This is a genomic window from Brevundimonas sp. UBA5936, from assembly GCA_002430835.1.
Taxonomy (GTDB): Bacteria; Pseudomonadota; Alphaproteobacteria; order Caulobacterales; family Caulobacteraceae; genus Brevundimonas.
On sequence record DJDA01000025.1, the window covers coordinates 1 to 22,630 of the forward strand.

The 22,630-nt window shown below is 70.2% G+C and carries 23 protein-coding genes; 10 read left to right on the forward strand and 13 right to left on the reverse strand.

Annotated features, from left to right (window positions below; translation table 11 throughout):
* The 3 genes from B2Y21_RS02125 to purH all read left to right on the forward strand — a co-directional run.
* Nucleotides 1–793, forward strand: a 793-nt coding sequence (locus B2Y21_RS02125; RefSeq protein ID WP_292056502.1) for a heparinase II/III domain-containing protein, incomplete at its 5' end; no start/stop codon positions are given.
* Nucleotides 794–801: 8 nt separating this feature from the next.
* Nucleotides 802–1,188, forward strand: coding sequence for a hypothetical protein (locus B2Y21_RS02130; RefSeq protein WP_292056504.1), 387 nt, complete (start codon nucleotides 802–804; stop codon nucleotides 1,186–1,188).
* 66 nt (nucleotides 1,189–1,254) lie between these two features.
* Nucleotides 1,255–2,859, forward strand: a complete 1,605-nt coding sequence (gene purH, locus B2Y21_RS02135) for a bifunctional phosphoribosylaminoimidazolecarboxamide formyltransferase/IMP cyclohydrolase (protein ID WP_292056505.1) — start codon at nucleotides 1,255–1,257, stop codon at nucleotides 2,857–2,859.
* A 160-nt stretch (nucleotides 2,860–3,019) separates the two neighbouring features.
* Here the strand turns inward: purH and B2Y21_RS02140 are convergent, their stop codons facing one another.
* Together B2Y21_RS02140 and B2Y21_RS02145 are read right to left on the reverse strand one after the other, a co-directional pair.
* Nucleotides 3,020–3,835: a siderophore-interacting protein gene (locus tag B2Y21_RS02140; protein WP_292056506.1), complete on the reverse strand. Its 816-nt coding sequence runs from the start codon at nucleotides 3,833–3,835 to the stop codon at nucleotides 3,020–3,022.
* Complete coding sequence (locus tag B2Y21_RS02145) at nucleotides 3,832–4,464, reverse strand: PadR family transcriptional regulator (protein ID WP_292056507.1); 633 nt, start codon at nucleotides 4,462–4,464, stop codon at nucleotides 3,832–3,834. The genes B2Y21_RS02140 and B2Y21_RS02145 overlap by 4 nt, the downstream gene beginning before the upstream one ends.
* A 101-nt stretch (nucleotides 4,465–4,565) precedes the next feature.
* On the opposite strand from B2Y21_RS02145, the gene B2Y21_RS02150 reads away from it, so the two are divergent.
* From B2Y21_RS02150 to B2Y21_RS02160, 3 genes are read left to right on the forward strand one after another with little or no spacing between them, the layout of a single operon-like run.
* Nucleotides 4,566–5,315 carry a dienelactone hydrolase family protein gene (locus B2Y21_RS02150; protein WP_292056509.1) on the forward strand — a complete coding sequence of 250 codons (750 nt, stop codon included), beginning with the start codon at nucleotides 4,566–4,568 and terminating at the stop codon, nucleotides 5,313–5,315.
* 57 nt (nucleotides 5,316–5,372) lie between these two features.
* Nucleotides 5,373–5,861 (forward strand): Rrf2 family transcriptional regulator, encoded by a 489-nt coding sequence (locus tag B2Y21_RS02155; protein ID WP_292056510.1) that lies wholly within the window; start codon nucleotides 5,373–5,375, stop codon nucleotides 5,859–5,861.
* A complete protein-coding gene (locus B2Y21_RS02160; protein WP_292056512.1) occupies nucleotides 5,830–6,753 on the forward strand; it encodes an NAD(P)/FAD-dependent oxidoreductase in 924 nt (307 codons plus the stop codon). The genes B2Y21_RS02155 and B2Y21_RS02160 overlap by 32 nt, the downstream gene beginning before the upstream one ends.
* 5 nt (nucleotides 6,754–6,758) lie before the next feature.
* Here the strand turns inward: B2Y21_RS02160 and B2Y21_RS02165 are convergent, their stop codons facing one another.
* Genes B2Y21_RS02165 through trpS form a run of 3 tightly spaced genes read right to left on the reverse strand, consistent with a single transcriptional unit; the run spans nucleotide 6,759 to nucleotide 9,025 of the window.
* On the reverse strand, nucleotides 6,759–7,223 hold the full coding sequence (locus B2Y21_RS02165) for an OsmC family protein (RefSeq protein WP_292056513.1): 465 nt from the start codon (nucleotides 7,221–7,223) through the stop codon (nucleotides 6,759–6,761).
* Between the two features lie 33 nt (nucleotides 7,224–7,256).
* A complete protein-coding gene (locus B2Y21_RS02170) occupies nucleotides 7,257–7,982 on the reverse strand; it encodes a GNAT family N-acetyltransferase (RefSeq protein ID WP_292056514.1) in 726 nt (241 codons plus the stop codon).
* A gap of 5 nt (nucleotides 7,983–7,987) precedes the next feature.
* Nucleotides 7,988–9,025, reverse strand: a complete 1,038-nt coding sequence (gene trpS, locus B2Y21_RS02175) for a tryptophan--tRNA ligase (protein WP_292056515.1) — start codon at nucleotides 9,023–9,025, stop codon at nucleotides 7,988–7,990.
* 250 nt (nucleotides 9,026–9,275) lie between these two features.
* Between trpS and B2Y21_RS02180 the strand changes: the two genes are divergently transcribed.
* On the forward strand, nucleotides 9,276–9,779 hold the full coding sequence (locus B2Y21_RS02180; protein ID WP_292056516.1) for a hypothetical protein: 504 nt from the start codon (nucleotides 9,276–9,278) through the stop codon (nucleotides 9,777–9,779).
* On the opposite strand, the gene murJ is transcribed toward B2Y21_RS02180, so the two are convergent.
* The 6 genes from murJ to B2Y21_RS02210 all read right to left on the reverse strand — a co-directional run bounded on the left by murJ (nucleotide 9,774) and on the right by B2Y21_RS02210 (nucleotide 19,304).
* Nucleotides 9,774–11,477 carry a murein biosynthesis integral membrane protein MurJ gene (gene murJ, locus B2Y21_RS02185; RefSeq protein ID WP_292056517.1) on the reverse strand — a complete coding sequence of 568 codons (1,704 nt, stop codon included), beginning with the start codon at nucleotides 11,475–11,477 and terminating at the stop codon, nucleotides 9,774–9,776. The genes B2Y21_RS02180 and murJ overlap by 6 nt on opposite strands.
* Nucleotides 11,478–11,507: 30 nt before the next feature.
* On the reverse strand, nucleotides 11,508–14,210 hold the full coding sequence (gene glnD, locus B2Y21_RS02190; RefSeq protein ID WP_292056518.1) for a [protein-PII] uridylyltransferase: 2,703 nt from the start codon (nucleotides 14,208–14,210) through the stop codon (nucleotides 11,508–11,510).
* Between the two features lie 53 nt (nucleotides 14,211–14,263).
* Nucleotides 14,264–16,957, reverse strand: coding sequence for a DNA mismatch repair protein MutS (gene mutS, locus B2Y21_RS02195; protein ID WP_292056519.1), 2,694 nt, complete (start codon nucleotides 16,955–16,957; stop codon nucleotides 14,264–14,266).
* 95 nt (nucleotides 16,958–17,052) lie between these two features.
* A complete protein-coding gene (locus tag B2Y21_RS02200; RefSeq protein WP_292056521.1) occupies nucleotides 17,053–17,952 on the reverse strand; it encodes an aldo/keto reductase in 900 nt (299 codons plus the stop codon).
* A 69-nt stretch (nucleotides 17,953–18,021) separates the two neighbouring features.
* A complete protein-coding gene (gene maiA / locus B2Y21_RS02205) occupies nucleotides 18,022–18,654 on the reverse strand; it encodes a maleylacetoacetate isomerase (RefSeq protein ID WP_292056523.1) in 633 nt (210 codons plus the stop codon).
* Nucleotides 18,651–19,304: a fumarylacetoacetate hydrolase family protein gene (locus B2Y21_RS02210; RefSeq protein WP_292056525.1), complete on the reverse strand. Its 654-nt coding sequence runs from the start codon at nucleotides 19,302–19,304 to the stop codon at nucleotides 18,651–18,653. The genes maiA and B2Y21_RS02210 overlap by 4 nt, the downstream gene beginning before the upstream one ends.
* A gap of 158 nt (nucleotides 19,305–19,462) precedes the next feature.
* Here B2Y21_RS02210 and B2Y21_RS02215 point away from each other — a divergent pair, with 158 nt between their 5' ends.
* From B2Y21_RS02215 to B2Y21_RS02225, 3 genes are all read left to right on the forward strand, one after another.
* Nucleotides 19,463–19,807, forward strand: a complete 345-nt coding sequence (locus B2Y21_RS02215; RefSeq protein ID WP_087141844.1) for a glycine zipper domain-containing protein — start codon at nucleotides 19,463–19,465, stop codon at nucleotides 19,805–19,807.
* The gene (locus tag B2Y21_RS02220) at nucleotides 19,807–20,217 is read left to right on the forward strand and encodes a hypothetical protein (RefSeq protein WP_087141845.1); all 411 of its coding nucleotides are present in this window, start codon (nucleotides 19,807–19,809) and stop codon (nucleotides 20,215–20,217) included. Before B2Y21_RS02215 ends, B2Y21_RS02220 begins: the two co-directional genes overlap by 1 nt.
* A gap of 102 nt (nucleotides 20,218–20,319) precedes the next feature.
* Nucleotides 20,320–20,499 carry a DUF1328 domain-containing protein gene (locus tag B2Y21_RS02225; protein ID WP_003166483.1) on the forward strand — a complete coding sequence of 60 codons (180 nt, stop codon included), beginning with the start codon at nucleotides 20,320–20,322 and terminating at the stop codon, nucleotides 20,497–20,499.
* A gap of 76 nt (nucleotides 20,500–20,575) precedes the next feature.
* On the opposite strand, the gene B2Y21_RS02230 is transcribed toward B2Y21_RS02225, so the two are convergent.
* Nucleotides 20,576–21,364, reverse strand: a complete 789-nt coding sequence (locus B2Y21_RS02230; RefSeq protein WP_292056530.1) for a metallophosphoesterase family protein — start codon at nucleotides 21,362–21,364, stop codon at nucleotides 20,576–20,578.
* The gene (locus tag B2Y21_RS02235) at nucleotides 21,364–22,329 is read right to left on the reverse strand and encodes a diacylglycerol/lipid kinase family protein (protein WP_292056533.1); all 966 of its coding nucleotides are present in this window, start codon (nucleotides 22,327–22,329) and stop codon (nucleotides 21,364–21,366) included. The genes B2Y21_RS02230 and B2Y21_RS02235 overlap by 1 nt, the downstream gene beginning before the upstream one ends.
* Between the last annotated feature and the right edge of the window lie 301 nt (nucleotides 22,330–22,630).

A 22,630-nucleotide genomic window follows, 5' to 3' on the forward strand; every position in this document is an offset into this window, starting at 1 on the left:
CGCCGATGCGCCCGCCCCCCCGCCCAGCGGCGCCGTCGGCGGCCTGCTGCGCGTCTCCAGCCCGCTGCTGACCGTCATGATCGATGTCGAGGCCCCGGCCCGCAACGCCTGGTCGGCCGCCGCCTGCGGCCAGCCCGCCGCGCTGGAGGTCGTCTGCGGCCGCGACCGCCTGTTCACATCAGCCGGATGGACGCCGCGCGCCCTGGACCGCCAGGCCCTGCGCCTGACGCCCGGCGCCTCTACCCTGACCCTGGGCGAACAGCCGCTGGGCGAGCCCCTGTCCGGCTGGAAGAGCGAGCTTCTGGGCCCGCGCCTGGTCGGCCCCGCCCTGCACGTCACGCGCCAGCATCAGGACGGCGACGGCGCCGTCTGGCTGGAGGTCGAGCACGACGGCTGGATGCCCGGCTATGGCCTGATGCACCAGCGCCGCCTCTACATCGACCAGCGGCTGGATGAACTGCGCGCCGAAGAGCGACTGCATCCGCCCGAAGGCCGACCCGAGGCGACCCGCGCCATCGCCGCCCCCTACGCCCTGCGCTTCCAGCTCGAGCCCGGCGTCCAGGCCTCCCTGGCCCGCGACCGCCGCTCCATCCTGCTACGCGGCCCGTCCGGGCGCGGCTGGTGGTTCCGCAGCGACGGCCCCGACGTGGCCATCGAGCCCGCCGTCCACATCGACGAGGGCCTGACCCGCCGCAGCCTCCAGATCGTCGTGCGCGGCTCGGCCCGCACTGACGCCGAGACCAAGGTCCGCTGGAAGCTGAGCCCGGCGGGCGCGAGCGGCGACCCCCACTGATGCTTCGCATGATCTGTCAGCGTTGGATCTACCGGGTCGGCAATTCGACAGTCTGCGTGGACAACGCCTTCAGCTGGGCCGGATGGGCGCAGGAACGCCTCAGGGTCAATGACGAGACGGTGCAAGACAGTCGCGGCATGTTTCGTACGCGCCAATCCTACGCGGAACCGTGGCTGACCACGATCGGCGAGGGTGAGCTGTCGGTGCGTATGTCCGCGCGCATTATGAGCATCCAGTGCGAGCTTCTGCTGAACGGCGAGCCGCTGGAGCCCGAGGCCTATATGGCGACCCGCTGGGCGGGCCCAAAGAACACCTGGCCTGTCGAAGAGAATTGGCGGCCTGCTCGGCGTGGGGACTTCATCGCCCTACCGAAGGCCGAGGCCGCCAAGGGCTGACGCCGCGCCCCGTTGGTGCTAGAGGCCCCGCCATCTCCCCGCCCCAGCCGTAAACGGACGCCGCCCATGCCCGCCGCTCCCGACTTTCCGCCCGCCCCGGACGCGATCAAACCCGTCCGCGCCCTGATCTCCCTGTCGGACAAGGCGGGGCTGGAAGACGCCGCCCGCACCCTGGCCGGCCTGGGCGTCGAACTGGTTTCGACCGGCGGCACCAAGGCGGCGATCGCGGGCTTCGGCCTACCGGTCAAGGACGTGGCCGATCTGACCGGCTTCCCGGAAATGATGGACGGCCGGGTCAAGACCTTGCACCCCGTCGTGCACGGCGGCCTGCTGGGCGTGCGCAACGCCCCGGCCCACGCCGCCGCCATGAGCGAGCACGAGATCGGCGCCATCGATATCGTCTGGATCGACCTCTATCCGTTCGAGAAGACGGTCGAGGACGGCGGCGGTTTTGAAGCGGCCATCGAGAACATCGACATCGGCGGTCCGGCCATGATCCGCTCGGGCTCGAAGAACCACGGCCACGTCGCCGTCGCCGTGGACGCCGAGAGCATCAGCCTGATCGTGGAGGCCCTGAAGGCCGACGGCTCGACTTCGCTGGCCCTGCGCAAGCAGTTGGCCGCCCGCGCCTTCGCCCGCACCGCCGCCTATGACGCCGCCGTCTCATCGTGGTTCGCCGGTCAACTGGAAGACGCCGCCCCGGCGCGCAAGTCGATCGCCGGTTCGCTGGCCCAGACCCTGCGTTACGGCGAGAACCCGCATCAGACCGGCGCCTTCTACCGCACCGGCGAGAAGCGTCCGGGCGTGGCCTACGCCACCCAGATCCAGGGCAAGGAGCTGGGCTACAACAACATCGCCGACGCCGACGCCGCCTATGAGCTGGTGGCCGAGTTCGAGGCTCCGGCCTGCGTCATCGTCAAACACGCCAACCCCTGCGGCGTGGCGGTCGGCAAGGATCTGTCAGAGGCCTACGCCCGCGCGCTGGAATGCGACGCCGTCTCGGCCTTCGGCGGCGTCATCGCCGTCAACCGCCCGCTGAACGGCGATGACGCGCGCGCCATCACCGACATCTTCACCGAGGTCGTCATCGCGCCCGGCGCCGACGACGAAGCCAAGGCCGTCTTCGCCGCCAAGAAGAACCTGCGGCTGCTGATCACTGACGGCCTGCCCGACCCGCACGGCGCGGGCGAGGTGTTCCGCTCGGTGGCCGGCGGCTTCCTGGTGCAGTCGCGCGACCGCTCGCTGATCAAGCCGTCCGACCTGAAGATCGTCACGCGCCGCCAGCCGACGCCGACCGAGATCCAGGACATGCTGTTCGCCTTCACCGTGGCCAAGCACGTCAAGTCCAACGCCATCGTCTACGCCAAGGACGGCCAGACGGCGGGGATCGGCGCCGGCCAGATGAACCGTCGCGACAGCGCCCGCATCGCCGCCATCCGCGCCAAGGAAGCCGGCGAGGCCAAGGGCCTGGCCCACTCGCTGGCCGAGGGTTCGGCCTGCGCGTCCGAAGCCTTCTTCCCCTTCGCCGACGGCCTGCTGGAAGCCGTCGCCGCCGGGGCCACGGCGGTGATCCAGCCGGGCGGCTCGATCCGCGACGAGGAGGTCATCGCCGCCGCCGACGAACGCGGCATCGCCATGGCGTTTACGGGCGTGCGCGTGTTCCGGCACTAGGCATGAAGAGCGCTAACGCAGGCGGCGCGGCCGCCTGCTGCTTGAGCCGCTTTTTGGACGCTAACGCGAGCCGCGCGGCGGCTCGCTGCTTGAGCGCAGAAAACAGGGCGCTGCCGGTCATCGGCAGCGCCCTTTTCTTTAGCCAAGGGCCGGTCGGGCCTCAGTCCTCGATCACCTCGTGCGAGCCGGCGCGGCCCAGGCGCCAGTAGCCGGCGACCTTCATCCATTTCTGGTTGAACGGCCGGGCGGCCAGCAACGCCGCGCGCATCGAGCGGGCGACCGAGGATTCGCAGGCGACCCAGACATAGGCGTCGGCCGGGTCGATCCGTTTCGCCGCCGCCACCGCCGCCGCCGTCAACGCCTCGGGTCGTCCGCGCGGGCCCCCGTTGCGATGCACCCAGACGATCTCGACGTTCGCCGGACTGGGCAGATCCAGCTCTCCGCCGGCGTCGTTCACCTCGATGCAGGCGATGGCGCGCGCGGTCGCGGGCAGCTCCTCCAGCCGCCGGGCGATGGCGGGGATGGCCGCCTCGTCGCCGACCAGAAGATGTTCGGCGAAGCTGGTCGGGATCAGGAAGGAGCCGCGCGGCCCGCCCAGCCCCAGTTCGTCGCCCGGCCGCGCATCTTCGGCCCAGGCCGTCGCCGGGCCGCCGTGACCGACGGCGAAGTCGATGGTCAGCCGCCGGTTGGCGACGTCGAATGCGCGCGGCGTATAGTCCCGCGCCACCGGCTTGGGCTCGGCATAGACCGGCCCGTCCGGCCCCAGCGTCGGCAGCACCAGAGGCTCGCCGCGCGGCACAGGAAAGATCTTCACATGGTCGTCGAAGCCGGGGCTGAAGAAGCCGTCCAACTCGTCGCCGGTCAGGACGATCCGTTTCAGCACCGGCGTCAGCTGCTCCACCGCCTCAACGCGGGCGCGGCGGAACTTCAGCTCGTGCCGCACGCGGCGCGGTTGTCTCAGCAGGGCGTCGGTCATGCCTGTCTCACCTTTTCAGCTGCGGCTTCGATCAGATCGGCGATGGCCTCGACCTGGGCCTCGCTCAGCGGCGGCTCCTGGGCTAGGCGCTCATGGGTCGCCGCGCGGAAGGCCTCGATGGCCTGGGCGATGCGAGCCGGACGGTCGGCGCGGCCGCGCAGGGCCTTCATCTTGCGCTCGGCGTGGGCCAGGGCCTCGGCGTTCTCGATCAGCAGGCGGCGCCCCTCGTCGGTGACGGCGTAGCGTTTCTTGCCGCCCTCGGCGACGACGCTGACGGCGCCCATGTCCTCCAGCAGGGTCAGGCTGGGGTAGATGACGCCGGGGCTGGGCGTATAGGCGCCGCCCATGCGCGCCTCGATGGCCTTGATCAGCTCATAGCCGTGGGCGGGTTTGTCCGCGATCAGCGACAGCAGCACCCAGCGCAGTGCGCCGTGCTCGAACATGCGGCCGCCGCCGCGCCGGCCGTGGCCCTCGCCGCGCGTCCGGCCTTCGCCCAGGCGTCGCCCTTCCGGCCACATCGACCGCGCATGGCCGCCATGCCCGAAGGCGCTCCAGCCGCGCCCAAATCCATGGCCCCGACCCTGGTCCAGGCCGTGGCCGCGCTTTCCGATCCCCTTGGATCCTCTCATTTCATCTCTCACTTCGATATATCTAACTTGCAACAGATATATCGATATATCGAAAGCGCAAGACCCCTTTCTTCGGCGACAGGACGGATTAAGCTGCGCCGATGGACACCGTCGCCGCCCGCTGGGCCCTGCTGGAACCGCATGTGCATGTCGTCGGACCAGACGATGATCGCCCCCGTCCGGCGGTGCTTCTGTTCCATGGCTGCGGCGGCCTGCGCGCCCACCTGCCGCGCTACGCCGAGGCGGCCAAGGCGGCGGGCTGGCGCGCCTTCATCGTCGATTCCTACGCCCCGCGCGGCTGGGGCCGGAGCTTCACCCTGGTCGCCGTCTGCACCGGCCTGGCCTTTCGCGGCTATGAGCGCGCGGGCGACGTGCTGGCCGCCATTCACGGGATTTCGCAGCGACCCGACGTGGACGCCGCGCAACTGGCGTTAGGCGGCTGGAGCCACGGCGGCTGGGCCGTCATGGAGATGATGAGCGAGACGCCCGAGCCGGGCCGCATGGGAGTCGCCGATCCGGCCAGCGTCGACCTGTCCGGCGTGAAGGCCGTCTGGCTGGCCTATTCCTACATCGGGCCGTGGGCCTTCAATCGGATGAAGCCCTGGCGCCATTGCCCGCGCGTCCTGGCGTTGACGGCCAAACGCGACCACCTGACCACCGTGCGCAACGCCGAACGGGTCAACGCCATGATCCGCGACTGCGGCTCGGAGGTCGAAAGCTGGGTCGCCGACGGCACCCACGCCTTCGACGAGCCGACCAACAACGGCCCGATGCGTCATCACCCGGAGTTGACCGAAGAGGCGCTGCGCCGCTTCACCGCCTTCCTGAAGGACAGCGCGCCCCACGCCTGAAAATAATCACGCGGCCGCGCCTTGACGCGCGCCCCATCACGTAACAATTGAAGTTACATGAAAAGAGACTCCCGCCTCTCCAACATCCTGCACGCCCTGCTGCACATGGCCGAGCATGAACAGCGCTACGGCCGACCGATGACCTCGGACATGCTGGCGACCTGCCTGTCGACCAATCCGGTCGTGGTCCGCCGAACCATGGCGGGCCTGCGCGAACAGGGGCTGGTCGTATCCGAGAAAGGCCACGGCGGCGGCTGGAGGCTGGCGCGCCCGCTGGAGGCCGTCACCCTGGGCCAGGTTCACGCCGCCCTGGGCGAACCCGGCCTGCTGCCCGAGACGCCGCCGGTCGAGGCCGAGGGGTGCCTGATCGAGGCGGCCGTCAACGACGCCCTGTCCGACACCTACGCCGCCGCGCGCGCCCTGCTGGCTGCGCGGCTGGACTCCATCACCCTGGCCGATCTGGCGGCGGACTTCTCGCGCCGGCTGGCCGCCCATCCCAAGAGAGACCTGCTCCATGCGCACCAGCGAAAATCCGATGCCCCATGACGCCGTCGTCATCGGCGGCTCCTACGCCGGTCTGTCCGCCGCCCTGCAGTTGGTGCGGGCGCGCCGCCGCGTCCTGGTCATCGACGACGGCCGCCCCCGGAACCGCTTCGCCGCTCGCGCGCACGGGGTGCTGAGCAACGACGGCCGTCCGGGGTCTGAGATCGCCGCCGCCGCCCGCGCCCAGGTCGCGGCCTATCCCACCGCCGCCTTCCGCATGGCCGAAGCGGTGGACGCGGCGCGCATCAACGGCGGCTTCTCGGTCGCCTTCGCCGACGGCAGCCGCACCATGGGCCGTCGCCTGATCCTGGCCCACGGGGTCGAGGACGTCCTGCCCGACCTGCCCGGCGTGAAGGAGCGTTGGGGCCGCACCGCCCTGCACTGCCCGTGGTGTCACGGCTATGAGGTCGGCGGCGGGCCGATCGGCGTCCTGGGGCGCGGCGACCATGCGGTCCAGTACGCCAGCGTCGTCGCCGAATGGGGCCAGGTCGTGCTGTTCATCGATCCGGCGCGCCTGAGCGAAGACGACGCGCGCATGCTGGCGCGGCGCGGCGTAACCATCGAGCCGACGCCCATCGAACGTCTGGAAGGCGAGGCGCCGACCCTGACCGGGGCGCGGCTGGTCGACGGCCGCTTCATCCCGCTGAAGGCCGTCTTCGTCGGCGCCCATGTGCGGCAGTCCGGCCGCTTCGCCGAGAGCCTGGGCTGCGAAATGACCGACACCCCCATGGGCCGCATCGTCAAGGTCGACGCCCAGCAGCAGACCAGCCAGCCGGGCGTCTTCGCCGCCGGCGACCTGGCGCGGCCTGCGGGCAACATCACCCTGGCGACGACGGACGGCATGATCGCCGCCCACGCCGCCTTCCGCTCCCTGATCGAAGAGGAGACGGCCTGAGGATTTCAGCGCGGCTCGATCTTCACCTCGGCGCGAACCGAGTTGGCGATGTAGCAAACGTCATGGGCGCGGTGATGCAGGTCGGCGATGGCCGCCGCATCCGGCTGCTTGTCGCCCGACCAGGTCACGGTGGGACGCAGCACCACCTCGGTGATCGACATCTTGCCGCGCTCATCCTTGCCCAGCGTCCCTTCCGCATCGTCGCGATAGGAATCGACCACGAAGCCGTCCTTGCGGGCGTAGGCCAGGAAGAACAGCATGTGGCAGCTGGACAGGGCGGCGACCAGGGCCTCCTCCGGGTCCACCGCCGCCTCTTCCGACAGGGGCGGCGGGATCATGGGCGAGGGCGCCGACGACCCGCGCACCACCGCGCCGCCGTCGAAGCGCCAGTCATGGCCGCGGCCGTATTTGTTGTCGCTGAAGGGCTGATCGCCCCGGTTCCATTCGACGACGGCGACGTGCTGGCTCATGACAGGCTCCGAAACAAAGGGTCGAAGCTTAAGCTAGGCGCCCGGTTCGGCTTTCGCCAGATCGCCTTGGGTCAGATCGTCCTGAGCCAGCATCCGCATCTGCATCTGCGCCCGGATGGTGAAGCCCAGCGAATGATACAGGGCGATGGCCCCGGCGTTGTCGGCGTAGGAATGCAGGAAGGCCGTCTCGCCGCGCGCCAGGATGCGCGCGATCACCGCCCGCATCAGCGCCCCGGCGTAGCCTCGCCCGCGCGCGTCGGGATGGGCGCAGACGCCGGAGACCTCGGTGAAGCCGTCCGGCTTCAGCCGTTCGCCCGCCATGGCCAGCAGCCGCCCGTCCTGCTTGACCCCGAAGAAGTCGCCCAGTCGGTGCGTCTTGTCGAAGAAGGGCCCCGGCTCGGTCAGCGTCGCCAGGGCCAGCATGGCGGGCGCGTCGGCCTCGGTCAGGGGCTCGATGGCGATGTCGCGCGCCTTGGCCGGGGTCAAGTCGACCAGCACCATCTGCGTCAGCACCGCCTCCTTCAGCACCGTCAGGCCAGGCGGGACGGGCGTGCGCTCCGCCTCGACCGTGGCCAGCAGGCCCTCGGGCTGCTCCAGCGCCGCGACGGCCGCCAGGCTTTCCGGCGACTGATCGACGCTGGCGACGAAGACGCCGTAGCCCGGCGCCAGCCGCAGCGCCCCTGCTGCGCCCACGGCCAGGGACGCCTGACGCGCCGACGTCAGGGCGTTCCAGATCGGACGGTCGAGCGGGTGCGCCATTCGGCTCAGCCCTGCCAGAAGCCGACGATCTTCTTGACCTCGGCGATGGTCGGCTCAGCGATCTCACGGGCCTTTTCGGCGCCGGAGGCCAGGGCGCGGTCGATTTCGGCCGGGTCGTTCATCAGGCGGCGCATCTCGGCGGTGACGTTCGCCATCGAGGACACGGCCAGCTCCGCCAGCTTGGGCTTGAAGGCGCCGAAGCCCTGACCCGCGAACTCGGCCAGCACCGCCTCGCGCGTGGTGTCGGCCAGGGCGGCGTAGATGGCGACCAGGTTCTTGGCCTCAGCCCGACCTTCCAGACCCTCAACCGTTTCCGGCAACGGCTCCATGTCGGTCTTGGCTTTGCGGATCTTGTTGGCGATGGCGTCGGCGTCGTCGGTCAGATTGATGCGCGACAGGTCCGACGGATCGGACTTGGACATCTTGGCCGCGCCGTCGCGCAGGGACATGACCCGCGTCGCCGGACCCTGGATCAGCGGCTCGGGCAGGGGGAAGTAGCCCGGCGTGCCGAAGTCGTTGTTGAACTTCTGGGCGATGTCGCGGGTCAGCTCGAGGTGCTGCTTCTGGTCCTCGCCGACCGGCACCTCGGTCGCCTTGTAGAGCAGGATGTCCGCCGCCTGCAGCACCGGATAGGTGTAGAGGCCGACGCTGGAGCGTTCCTTGTGCTTGCCCGACTTCTCCTTGAACTGGGTCATCCGGTCCAGCCAGCCCAAGCGGCCGACGCAGTTGAAGATCCAAGCCAGTTCGGCGTGGGCGGGCACGGCCGACTGCGGGAAGATGACCGCCTTGGCCGGGTCGAGGCCCGAAGCCAGATAGGCCGCCGCGATCTCGCGCGTCTGGGCGGCCAGCTTCTCCGGCTCCTGCCAGACGGTGATGGCGTGCATGTCGGCGACGAATACGAACAGGGGCGCGCCCGTCTCCTGCAGTTCGGTGAAGCGCTTCAGCGCGCCCAGATAGTTGCCCAGGTGCAGGGCGCCGGAGGCCTGGATACCGGACAGGATGCGGCGCGGACCGGTGTATTGGGCCGGAGTCTGGTCAGTCATGATGATGGATCTCGGAAGTCGAAAGGCGAATGTCGGCGCGCGTCATCCCGCGCGAAAGGCAGGCGTGCGAAGGCACGAGGCGGCAGGTCAGCCGCGCCATCGTCCGTGAGCGAGTTTTCGTCCCGAAAGCGCCATGCCCTCGCGCTTATCGGTTCGGGGCGCGAAGGGCAACACTCCTGCGGCGGTTCGCACGTCGCCGCGATCATGGAACGATGTTAGCATCCTCTTCCATCGGCATGGAGGGAAGGACATGGACGAGTTCGAAGTCGCCCCGCCCGAGGGTTTCGACTCTCGCCTGGCGCTGACGCGGATGCTGGCGCTGCTGCGCCACCTGATCGACATGATCGCCGAGTTCAGAGAGACGCTGATCTTGACCAGCGGCGGCGATCCCGCCGACCCGGTGCTGGACGACGCCTTCCTAGCGGCGAGGAGCCTGGCGCTGGAAGACGTCGACGCCCTGATCGCCTTGGTCGATGCAGCGGACTTCACCGCCCCGGCCATGGTCGAGCATCGCCTTCAGGGCGAGGCGCTGCGCTTCAAGATGCTAGCGATCCTGGCGGCCTATCGCCTGGTCGTCGCCGCCCAACCCAGCCGGAATCCCGGCATGAGCCGAGGCTGGTCCCTGTACCGCCGCGCCCTGCGCGCGACGCTGGCGGCCATCGACGGGCCGCTGGAATCCCTGACGGCGGCGCTCGGCGCCAAACAGGGTCTGGTGGAGTTCAAGAAGGCGCTGGAGGTGCTGCTGGACCTATGACCGAGCCGAGCGCCGGACCAGCCCCTTGACCTCAGCCACCGTCACGGCGCGCGTCAGGAAGGCCAGGACGACATAGGCCAGACCGCCCGCCGCCACGACCAGCAGCAGGGTGATCTCCTTGGCGCCGTGGGTCGATCCCAGCATCGCCAGCAGGTCCGCGACCGGCGCCTGCAGCATCGGCCGCGCCCAGGAGGCGACGCCGACCACCGCCGCCAGACCCGTGCTGGCCAGGGCGATGCGCCCCAGACGCCAGACCGCGCGCGGACTGGGGCGGTAATGACCGCGCCGCCACAGGGTCGCCGCCAGCAGGATGACATTGGTCCAGGCCGAGGCGCTGACCGCCGCCGCAATGCCCGACACCCCCATGCCCAGATAGAACAAGCCGATCGCCAGCGCCGCGTTCACCGCCACCGACACCAGGGCGAACACCATGGGCCTGCGCGTATCGCCGCGGGCGAAGAAGGCGGGCGCCAGGATGCGGATCAGGACAAAGGCGGGCACGCCCCAGCCGAAATGCAGCAGGGCGTGAGCCGTGTTGACGGCGTCGATCTGAAGAAAGGCGCCGCGCGTGAACAGGGCGTCGATCAGGAAATAGGGCATGGCCATCAGGGCCGCCGCCGCCGGCAGGGTCAAGGCCATGGACAGGATCAGCGCCTCGTCCATCGACGCCTGCTGCTGGCCGTGATCCTGTGACGCCACCGCCGCCGACAGCTTGGGCAGCAGGGCGATGCCGATCGCCACCCCGACCAGCCCCAGCGGCAGCTGATACAGCCGGTCCGCCGTCGCCAGCCAGGTACGGCCGCCGTCGACGAAGCTGGACAGGTTGCCGGAGATGAAGACGTTGATCTGGGTCGCGCTGTTGCCGATGGCGGCGGGAACGGCGGTGATGATGATGGCCTTCACCGCCGGAGTCATCTTCGGCAGGCTGAGACGGATGTTCGCCCCCGCCTTGCGCGCCGCCCACCAGCACAGCCCCGCCTGGGCCACGCCCGCGACCAGCACGGCCCAGGAGGCGGCGTAGGCGGCCTCGATCTGGTCGCCCTTCACCGGGATGACGGCCGCCAGCATGATCAGGTTCAGCAGGATCGGATAGGCGCCCGAGACGATGAAGCGCCCCCGCGCGTTCAGCACCCCGCTGAGCAGGGAGGCGATCGCCATACAGGGCAGGTAGGGCATGGTGATCTGGGTCAGGATCACCGCCAGCTTGAAGCGCGCCGGATCATCCAGAAAGCCGATGTTGATGACGGTCATCAGCCACGGCATGGCCAGCTGGGCGACAAGGGTCAGCGCCACGGTGACGGCGGCCACGGCGGCCAGGGCGTCGGTCGCCACCTTGTCGGCCGCCGCCTCGCCTTCGCTCTTCAGCGTCTTGGCGTAGGCGGGCACGAAGGCGGCGGCGAAGGCCCCCTCGGCGAAGATGCGCCGGAACAGATTGGGGAAGTTCAGCGCGGTGTAATAGGCGTCGGCCGCCGGTCCCGCCGAGGCGCCCAGCGCCGCCGTGATGACCAGATCGCGCGCGAACCCGGCCAGACGGCTGAGCAGGGTCATGGCGCTGAAGATGGCCGAGGACCGCGCCACGCCGCCCGTCTTGGGCTTGGCCGTCGCGGCGGAGGCGGGCGGCTGGACCACCGGCTCGACCGTGGCGTTTGCCGCAGAAATCGGCGCGGCCGGTTCGATGGGATCGGTCTTGTCGTTCACGGCTGTTCCTGCGCTCGGTCCCGAAACGCCTTAGCGCGCCTGCGGGTCGCTGGATACGGGCTTGCGGCCCAACGCGCCTTCCAGATCCGAGACGTCGCGCACGCTGGCGCGCACAGGAACGATGCGCCGTCCCGCCGGGCCTTGCGGCGCGCGATCCAGCACCTCCAGCAGATCGGCCTTCAGCGCCTCCAGCTTCGACTTGCTCCTGGGTTTCCGGCCGTCGGCATCGGTGATGTAGAAACCGTCCACCGCCCGCTCGCCGAAGCTGGCGACGTGGGCCGAGCGGGTCGAATAGCCGTGCGCGGAAATCGTCCGCGCCAGGTCCGCCAGCAGGCCGGGGCGGTCGGCGCCTGAGACCTCGATCACCACGGCGCTGGTGCCCGTATCGGCGTCGATCCGCACCACGGGCCGCACATCGAAGACGGCGCGGCGGGCGCTGACGCGCGGCGGCTCCAGCGTCGAGGTCCGCGCCCCCTTCAGCACCGCCCGCTCCATCGCCTTGACCAGAATGGCCAGCCGTCGCGGCTCGCGCCCGCCATAGGGTTCGCCCGCCCCGTCCTGAATCTCGAACACGTCCAGCGCCATGCCGTCGTCGGCGGTGGCCAGTCGCGCGCCCACCACGTCGGCCCCCGCCATCGACAGGGTAGCGGCCAGATCGGCGAACAGGCCGGGCCGGTCGCGCGCCGCCACGGCCACGCGGGCGGTGGATTCCAGCGGCCCCTCGGCGGGCAGGGCCTCGACCGCCGCCCCCTCGCGCCGCGCCCGTTCGACCAGCGCCGGGTGATCGGCCAGGGGGTCTTCGCGCGTCACGGCGTCGCCCCGGAACAGGGCCTCGGTCGCCTCGAACAGGGCGCGCATCAGTTGCCCCTTCCAGCCGTTCCACACCCCCGGCCCGACGGCGCGGATGTCGGCCACGGTCAGCACCATCAGCATCCGCAGACGCTCGGGGTCGCCCACCGCCTCGGCGAAGGCGCGCACGGTTGAGGGGTCGGACACGTCGCGTTTCTGGGCGTAGTCGCTCATCAGCAGATGATGACGCACCAGCCAGACGACCAGCTCGATCCGGCGCGGATCGACGCCCAACCGCTCGCAGGCCCGGCGCGCGGCGATGGCGCCGTCCTCCAGCTGGCCCCGGTCGCCGCCCTTGCCCACGTCATGCAGAAGCATGGCCAGCATCAGGGCCTCGATATCGGCGATGCGCGGGACGATGGCGGTCGAGGCCGGGTGGTCCGCCTTCAGCTTGCCGCGCGCGATGTCGTTGATGATCCCCACCGCCTGCAGGGTGTGCTCGTCCACCGTATAGGCGTGGTACATGTTGAACTGGGTCTGGCCGACGATCCGCCCCCACTCGGGCAGGAAGCGGCCGAGGAAACCCGTCTCATTCATGATCGACAGGACGCGATAGGGCCGCTGGCCGTGCGCCAGCACCGTCAGAAACGCCTCGGCCGCGCGCGGATCGCGGCGCAGGGCAGGCGCCACCAGGGTCAGCGAACGGATCACGGCGGCGAAGGCGTCGGGGTGCAGGTCCAGGTCCAGCCGGTCCGCCTCGACGAACAGCAGCAGCAGACGCACCGGATCGCGGGCGAAGACGTTGGCCCCCGTGACCGTCAGCCGCCCCTCCTCCACCGCCAGACCATCAAAGGCCAGCTTGACCCGGCGGCGCCGGATCAGCCGCGACAGGCCGCGCGCCAGCCCTTCGGCCTTCTTCTGCTGACGCGCCTCCAGTTGGGCCGAGACGGCGCGGGTCAGGGCGCCGACCTCCCGCGCGACCTGAAAATAGCGGCGCATGAAGCGCTCGACCGCCAGTTCGTCGCCGCGCCCTCGCCAGCCCATGCGCCGGGCGATCTCGGGCTGAACGTCGAAGGTCAGCTTCTCCTCGGCGCGCCCGGCGACCAGATGCAGCAGGATGCGCACCCGCCACAAAAAGCCGATCGCCTCGCGGAAGCTGCGCAGCTCGCGCGCGGTAAGCAGTCCCTCCAGCGCCGCCTGCCCGCGCTCGCTGTCCGGCGCCAGGGAGCGGGCGATCCAGAACAGGGTGTTGAGGTCGCGCAAGCCCCCCTTGCCGTCCTTGACGTTCGGCTCGACGCGATAGCGGACGGCGCCGGTCTTCTGCAGGCGCACGTCGCGCTCGGCCATCTTGGCGGCGATAAAGGGGCGCGGATCGGCGCGGGCGACGGCGCTGCGGAACCGCTTCAGCAAGCTTTCGCCCAGACCGGCATCGCCCGCCACGACCCGCGCCTCAAGCAGGCTGGTCCGCACCGTCATGTCGTCGCGCGCCAACGCCAGCGTCTCGCCGATGGAGCGAAAGGCCGAACCGACCTTCAGCCCCAGATCCCACAGGACATAGTGGACGAACTCGACCACCGCCTGTGCGCGCGGGCTGATCGCCTGTCCTGGCCGCAGGAACAACAGGTCGAGGTCCGAAAACGGCGCCAGCACCCCGCGCCCGTAACCGCCGACCGCCAACAGGGTCAGCCGCTCGTCCGGGGCCGGATGGACCTGTTCGGTCGTGAAGCGCCACAGGGTGGTCAGCAGGGCGTCCGCGGCCTCGGCGTAGAGGCGCGCGGCCTCGGCCCCGTCGGTTGCGCTCTCTGCCCGGCGTGCGGCGCGGACGCGGGCGGCGTCGAAGCTTTCGCGCAGGAGGGCGGTGACGGCGGCGCGCGGGTCCGGCGCCGAGGCGGCGTCGAGAATGGCGGACGGGAGCAGAGGCGGTGCGGTCACGGCGACGACCATAGCACGCTCCCTATCTACCGCTCATCCCGGCGTCCGCCGGGATGAGCGGAAGTTTAGGTCTTCGCCAGATTTTTCAGTCGATACAGCGCCTCCAGCGCCTCGCGCGGGGTCAGGTCGTCGGGATCGATGGCGGCGACGGCTTCGTCCAGCATGGATTTCATCGGCGGCGGGGGCGGCTCAGCGGCGGCGAACAGCGGCAGGTCGTCCAGACGGGCGGTCGCCGCCTTCTCGTTCTCCAGACGCTCCAGCACCTCGCGGGCGCGGCCGACGACCGCCGTCGGCACCCCGGCCAGACGCGCCACCTGCACGCCGTAGGAACGATCCGCCGCGCCGGGCGCCGCCTCGTGCAGGAAGACCAGTTCGCCGTTCCACTCGCGCGCCTTCATCGACAGATTGCAGACGTGGTCGAGCCGTTCCTCCAGCTGGGCCAGCTCATGATAGTGGGTGGCGAACAGGGTGCGGGCGCGGTTGGTTTCGTGCAGGGCCTCGGCCGTAGCCCAGGCGATGGCCAGACCGTCATAGGTGGCGGTGCCGCGCCCGATCTCGTCCAGCACGACGAAGCTGCGGCCGGTCGCCTGGGTCAGGATGGCGGCCGTCTCGACCATCTCCATCATGAAGGTGGAGCGGCCGCGCGCCAGATCGTCGCCGGCGCCGACGCGACTGAACAGGCGGTCGACCACGCCCAGCCGCATCGACCGCGCCGGGACGAAGGCCCCGGCCTGCGCCAGCACCACCAGAAGCGCGTTCTGGCGCAGGAAGGTCGACTTACCCGCCATGTTCGGCCCAGTGACGATGGACAGGCGCGAGGCCCCGACGCCGTCGCCCGCCAGCTGGCAGTTGTTGGGCGTATAGGGCAAACCCTGCGCCTTCACCGCCGCCTCGACCACTGGATGGCGGCCCGCCTCGACGGCGAAGCACAGGCTGTCGTCGACGCTGGGGCGCACGGCCCCGACCTCTTCGGCCCATTCGGACAGGGCGGCGTGAGCGTCCAGTTCGGCCAAGGCCTCGGCCACGCCCTGCAGCGGTCCGGCCAGACGCGCGACTTCGCGGCGCCAGCCCTCGAAGGTCTCGGCCTCGATGGCCAGGGCGCGGTGCCCGGCCTGGCTGATCCTGGCGTCCAGCTCGGACAGCTCAACGGTGGTGAAGCGCACCTGATTGGCCAGGGTCTGGCGGTGGATGAAGGGGCTGTCGGGTCCCGCGCGCAGCAGAGGCTCGGCCGCCTTGGCGCTGGTCTCCAGGAAGTAGCCGAGGACGGCGTTGTGGCGCACCTTGAAGGCGATCCCGCTGTCGGCGACGGCCTTGGCCTCCAGTTCGGCGATGACCTTGCGGCTGTCGTCGCGCAAGGTGCGGGCGGCGTCCAGCTCGGGCCGGTGGCCAGGGTTCACATAGCCGCCGTCGCGCGCCAGATGCGGCGGCTCGTCCATCAGGCCGTCTGTCAGTTCAGCCAGCAGGTGCGACAGGTCGCCCTCAAGCGCCAGTCGGTCCAGACAGGCCGTCACCCGCGCGGGCGGCCCGGCCAGCGGATCATTGGCCGAGGCCGTGAACAGGGCGCTGAGCCCCTGCGCCGTCTTCAAGCCCGAACGGATGGCCGCCAGATCGCGCGGCCCGCCGCGTCCCAGCGCCAGACGCGAGGTCGCCCGCGCCACATCTGCCGAAGCGCGCAAAGATTCCCGCAGGTCGCGCCGCAGGTCGCGCCGCTCCAGCAACCATTCCACCGCATCCAGTCCCGCGTTGATCGCCGCCGGATCGCGCAGGGGGCGCGAGACGCGCTCGGCCAGCGCCCGCGCCCCGCCCGAGGTCACGGTGCGGTCGATGGCGTGCAGCAGGGAGCCGTCGCGCTCGCCTCGTTGTGTGCGGTCGATTTCAAGACTGAGACGGGTCGCTGGATCGATGGCGAGGAAGCCGCTCTCGCCCGAGCGGCGCGGCGGGGTCAGGGCGGGAATCCTGCCCGCCTGCGTCGTTTCCAGATAGGCCGCGATCAGGCCCAGCGCCGAGATTTCCGCCTCTTCAAAGGCGCCGAAGCCGTCCAGCGCCGAGACGCCGTAAAGCCGCTGCACCCGATCCTTGGCCCCGACCGGCTCGGCCAGGGCCTGGGGCATGGCCTGAACCACGCCGCCCGAGCCGTCCAGCGCGCCCTTCATCGTCTCGTCCGAAAACAGACGGTCGGGGACCAGCACCTCCGACGGGCGGAACGCCGCCAGGGCCGCGCCCAGGTCGGACAGGTCGCAGGCGACTGAATCCACCACCCCCGCCGACAGCTCGACCACCGCCACGGCGGCCCTGCCCTTGCGGATCGCCACCGCCGCCAGCCGGTTGGCGCCGCGCGCGTCCAGCAGCGTGTCCTCGGTCAGGGTGCCGGGCGTCACCACCCGCACGATATCGCGGTGGACCACAGCCTTGGAGCCGCGCTTCCTGGCCTCGGCGGGATCTTCCAGCTGTTCGCAGACGGCGACCTTGAAGCCCTGACGGATCAGCCGCGCCAGATAGCCGTCCATGGCGTGGACCGGCACCCCGGCCATGGGGATGTCCTCGCCCTGATGCTTGCCGCGTTTGGTCAGGGCGATGCCGAGCGCCGCCGCCGCCTTCTGCGCGTCCTCGAAGAACAGTTCGTAGAAGTCGCCCATGCGGAAAAACAGCATGGCGTCGGGTTGGCCGGCCTTGACCGACAGATACTGCGCCATGACCGGCGTGGTTCCGGCGTCCGGCTTGAGGTCGGTTTTCGGCGGGTGAGAGAGGGGCGCGTTCATCTGGCCCGCAGGGTGGCGGATCGGGGCGGCGGCCTCAAGCGCGGGCGGCGTCCCTCATGCACAGGCGCAAGGCGACCTGTGGACAGCCCTGTGGATCAGGCGGCGCTGACCAGCCGCAGGCGCGGGCGCGAGGCGAGGGCGGCAGGCGTCTCGTCCAGGGCCAGGGCGTCCCAGTCGATGTCGGGGCGCGGGGCGTGGGAGGCGGCGATGATGGCGCGCAGCTCGGCTGATGAGGCCACGCTGGCGATGACCGAGGCCACGCCGGGCAGGGTCAGGGCGTAGGCCAGCGCCGCCTGCATCGGGTCGACGCGCGCCTCGGCCAGACGGCGGCGCGTGCGCGACAGGGCCATGCCGTGGGCGGCCAGTTCGGGCGGCAGGCTCTCGCGGTTGGCGAACAGAAGGCCCTGGGCGAAGACCGAGGCCAGATGCACCTCGACCCCCTGGCTCGCCAGCTCGGCGATGACGCCGCAACGCGCCGCGCGCTGGTCCAGGATGTTGCAGGTCAGTTGCACCACGTCCGGCTGGAAGCGGCGGGCCAGCAGGCCCGGGCCGTCCTCGACCGTGGCGATGAAGCCGACCTTGCGGAAGACGCCGCGCGCCTTCAACGCCTGAAGGCGGTCCCACAGGGCGCGGCCCTCGGCGCCGGCCAGATCGGCGGCGCTCTGCACCAGCACGGCGTCGCCGCGCGGCAGGCCCATACGCTCCAGCGAACGACGGGCGCGAGCCTCGACCCGGTCCAGGCCGTCGGCCAGGGGCACGGTGCGGACGGTGACGCGGAAAGGCGAGGGGAAGGGCCAGGCCTGACCCAGCATCCGCTCGACGTCGCCCTCGGGCCGGGTGGCGACCAGGCCGATTCCAGCGTCGCCCGCAGTCTGAAGCAGGTGGCGCGTCGCCTCCTCCCGCTGACCGGGCGGCAGCGGGCGGGACCGATCAGGCTCGACCACCAGGGCGATGGCGAGTTTGTCGGCCGGAGAGGGTGGAACGGCGAATCTCACACCGCCACTTTCGCCGTCAAAGCTTAAGGGAGATTGACCGAAATCAAGGTCGTTGGTGAATGAAGACGCTTAATCCGCGTCCGGCTGGTTTTCCGGCACAGCGGCGATGAAGGCCGGATGCGCCTCGGCCCTCGCCTCGATCTCCAGCAGGCGCGGGAAAGCCGCCAGATCGACGTGGAACCGCCGCGCCGAATAGAGCTGGGGCATCAGGTAGCAGTCGGCCAGGGTCGGCGCGCCGCCGAAGCACCAGCCCTCGCCGTGACGCACGACCAAGGCCTCCAGCGCCGTGAAGCCGTCGATGATCCATTGACCGGCCCAGGCGTCCACCCCCGCCTGATCGGCGCCCAGACCGCGCACCGCCTTCAGCACTCGCAGATTGTTGAGCGGATGGATGTCGCAGCCGATCACCGCCGCCATGGCCCGCACCTGCGCCCGGCCCGCCGCATCGCGCGGCAGAAGGGGCGGCTCGGGATGGGTCTCCTCCAGCCATTCCAGAATGGCGGGGCTCTGGGTCAGCACCAGGCCGTCGTCCGTCTCCAGCGCCGGAACCAGCCCCTGCGGATTGAGCCTGAGGTAGGCGTCGGACTTCTGCGCGCCCGTACGCAGATCCAGCGCCGCCTGCCGATATTCGACCCCTTTGAGATTGAGGGCGATGCGGGTGCGGTAGCTGGTGCCCGAGCGCCAGTAGCCGTGCAGGATCATGATTGCACCGTGAAGTTGAGTGGGGGCAGGCCCGCGATGATCGCCTCGACCCGATCGCCGGGGCTCAGGGAGCCGACGCCTTCGGGCGTGCCGGTGAAGATCAGGTCGCCGGGTTGCAGCGCCCACAGTTCAGACGCCTTGGACAGGACGCCGTCCACGTCCCAGATCATGTCGGACAGGCGGCTGGACTGGCGGACCTCGCCGTTGACCTTCAGCTCAATCGTCGCGTCGGACGCGGGCGGCGTCAGGCTGAGCGCGCCGCAGGGCGCGGACTGGTCGAAGGCCTTGCCCGCCTCCCACGGCCGCCCCTTGGCTTTCGCTTCAGCCTGAAGATCGCGCCGCGTCAGATCGACGCCGACGGCCCAGCCGACCGGCCGGGCGTCCGCGCCCAGGGCCACGACCAGCTCGACCTCATAATGCAGGTTCTGCGTCGCCGACGGATAGGCCGGGTCCGCGCCGTCCACGACCAGGGCGTCGCCCGGCTTGGCGAAGAAGAAGGGCGCGGGCTTGTCGGGATCGGCCCCCATTTCGCGGGCGTGGGCGGCGTAGTTCTGGCCCACGCACAGGATGCGCCGCACGGGCAGGCGACGCGCCTCGCCTTCGATCGGCAGGGACGGCGTCGGGGCGGGAGAGAACAGCCACTGGGTCATGACGCCTGTTCTAGAAGCGCCGCGCGCGTCGCGCCAGATAGGCGGTCCTGCGACCTTCGCCCATGCTGCATTGCAGGAACCTTGATCGTCGGTGTGGCGTTCCGGGCAGGGCTTCTCTATTTAATCGTCAAGCTTACACAAGGAGCGGAGCGCGCATCATGGCCACGTCCAAGGCTCGTGAAGACATCAAGAACGACCTCAAGACCCTGAAAGAGGATCTCAAGACGGGCGCCCGCGAGGAAACCCAGCGCCTGAAGGAAAAGGCCTCCGAGGCCGAAGCCCGCCTGCGCGAGCAGGGCGAGGAACTGCGCGAGAAGGCGCGCGGCTATTACGACGACGCCAAGGTGCGCGGTCGCGAGTATTACGACGACGCCGCCGAGAAGTTCGACGAGGCCCAGCGCTATGTCGTCGAGCGCGTGCAGGAGCGCCCGATCCAGTCGACCGCCATCGCGCTGGGCGTCGGCGTCGTCCTGGGCCTGCTGCTGGCCGGGCGTCGGCGCTGATGATCGGGCGGGGGCTCATCAACCGCGCGGTGGCGACCTTCGTCGCCGCCGGCGCGGCCTTCGTGGCCATGGTCGCCCTGGGGGCCACGGTCTATTACCTGCTGCTGCTGGTCGTGCCGCCGCTGATCGGCGCCGCCCTGACCGCTCTGCTGTTCGCCCTGATCGCGGCCATCGTCGCCCTGGTCTTCGTGCGACGAGCGCATGGCGATGACGAGGACGAGGAATACGACGAGCCAGAAGGCCTCGGCGTGCGGGCTTTCCGGCTGTTCCAGCAGCGTCCGATCCTGGGCGCTGCGGCGGCTCTGGCCGGCGGCTTCATCTTTCTGCGCAACCCGGCGCTGGCCACCATGGTGGCGGCGGCCTTCACCGAGAAGAGCCGCAGCACAAGCCGCACAGGCCGTCGCCGTTAAAGGGAACAGCCAAGTCTCCGAGGCGTTGTTTCAGGCAAGCGGCGCTATCGACGGGAGAGGTCGAAAGCCCGCTCCCGTCAACATCTTTCGGAGGGTTCGCCTATGCTTCGTTGGGCTATTATTTTCTTCATCATCGCCTTGGTCGCAGCTGTGCTCGGCTTTGGCGGCATCTCGGGCATGTCGTTCGAGATCGCCAAATTCATCGCCATCATCGCCGTCATCCTGTTCGTCGTCTCCCTGCTGGTCGGCGGGCTGAGGGGACGTGGCGGGCCGCGCATCTAGCCGAACGGCCAGACATCGAAATCAGGGCCGCGACCATGGCGTCGCGGCCCTTTTTCATGATTAAAACCAGCAGCCGTCAGGCGCGGCGGCGCGGAAGTCGCCAGGTCTGGTGATCGGCGAAAGCCCGACCATCCCAGGCCACGGCCGAAACCGTCACCGTCTCGGCGTCCCATTCGATGCGGTTGAAGCTGGGCGGCGATCCGCGCTCGCGATGCGACAGCGTCCCGCAACCGACCGCATAGGAGCAGTGGTCCCCCACCCCGATCGGCAGGGCGAAGGGCACATGAACATGGCCGGTGACGATCAGGTCGACGCCCGCCTCTGCGAAAATGCGGGCGGCCCGCTCGCCGCGCTTGACCTCGCCGGTCATCGGCGCGCCGATCATCTCGACCAGGGGATGATGGCAGGCCAGGACGCGCAAGGCCCCGGCCGGCGCCTGACGCAGGGCCTCGGCCGCGCGGCGCGTCTGATCCAGATCGATGACGCCCTTGGACCAGTTGGGCCGCGCCTGCCAGCCGCGCGCCGTCGTCACCCCGCGCACCATCAGATCCTCGCGACGGAACTGATGGTCATGCGCCGGATGGCCGGTCGCCCGCTCGAACGCCCGCCACGGCCAGAACAGCCGGGCCATCACATCCCAATAGGGCACGTCATGATTGCCGACGGTGACGAAGACCGGCTCGGGCAGGGCGCGAATCCACTCGCCCGCCGCCGCGAATTCGCGCGGATAGCCCCTCTGGGTGATGTCGCCGGTGATCAGGATCAGATCGGCCCCGGCCGCGTGGGCGTAGTCGGACGCCGCCGCCACCGCGTGTTCATGCTCGCATCCGAAATGAACGTCCGAGAACTGAAGAACCAGACCCACTAGACGCTGTCCCTGCCCGCCGGAGGCTTGGGCGCCAGGGCCATGAAGGCGCGGGATACGAATTTCACCGCCGTCTCGCGGCCCAGCAGCATCGGCTCGCCGTCGATCACGGCGGGAATGCGCGAACGGGCCTCCACCTCGATCTTGCGCGCCCCGCGCGTCGTGACGGTCGGATCCTGGCGCCAGTCGTCAAATAGGGCGTGGGCGGCCAGACGGAAGGCCTGGGCCGCGTCGGCGGTGTTCATGGCCGCCGCCTCCAGCCCGTCGCACTTGACCATGGCCTTGGAGATCAACGGGCTGATCAGCACCAGCGCCTCGGCCTTTTCCCGCGCCCCGCCGTCCAGCGCATAGCGCACACGGCCCGAGAAGGCCTTCTTCAGCGCCCGACGACCATAGGTCCAGGCCATCTTCAGCTTGCCCTCGCGGATGGCCTCGCGCGCCGGGGCCCACAGGGCGGGCGAGCCCAGGATGGCGGCGCAATAGAAGGCCTCGCCCTCGACCTCGCCGCCGGACACGCACTGGGGCGCGCCTTCTTCCAGCGCCAGCCGAAGCGCCGCCTTCCAGTCCGCCGTGCCGTACAGGGCCTTGGGCAGCATGTTCATGGTGCCGCCGGGCAAGGGGGCGATCAGCGGCCCATCCGGTCCGGCGCGGGCGGCGACCGAGCGCGCCGTCCCGTCGCCCGCCAGGATGAACAGGGCGTCCGGCCGCGCCGCCAGGGCCTCGCCGATCTGATCCGGAATGCGCGCGCCCTCCAGCACCACCACCTCGGCCTGCAGCGGATAGACGGCTAGCAGGGCGGCGGCTTCATCGGCCGCCTGCGGCCCGACGCCGCCCGACAAGGGATTGACCAGGATGATGACCCGCTCCAGCCGGACCTCCCCGGTCAGAGGGCGAGGCTCCTCGACCGTGTCGTGCGACGAAGGGGCGGCGGCCAGGGCGCTCAGGAAATTCGGGGCGTCGATCATGGGCGGCGAACGCCTGCGCGGGCGGCCAGTTCCGCACCTGCGACAGTGAGGGAAAAATAAAGTGAAGCTTGTGGCGTTTTGCCTCGGAACCGCCCTCTTCGGACTGCGTTATCGAAGCTTCAGGGGTGCCCCCTAAGGGATGAAGGACAGAACCATGAGCAAGGCGATTCTCGCCATTGCCGGCGCCGGTCTTCTGGTGACCGCCTGCGCCAGCGACCCGTATTACGGCGGCGGCGCCGGCTCGAGCCAGGCCGTCCGTCAAGGCGCGGTCGGCGCGGGCCTGGGCGCCGTGGCCGGCGCC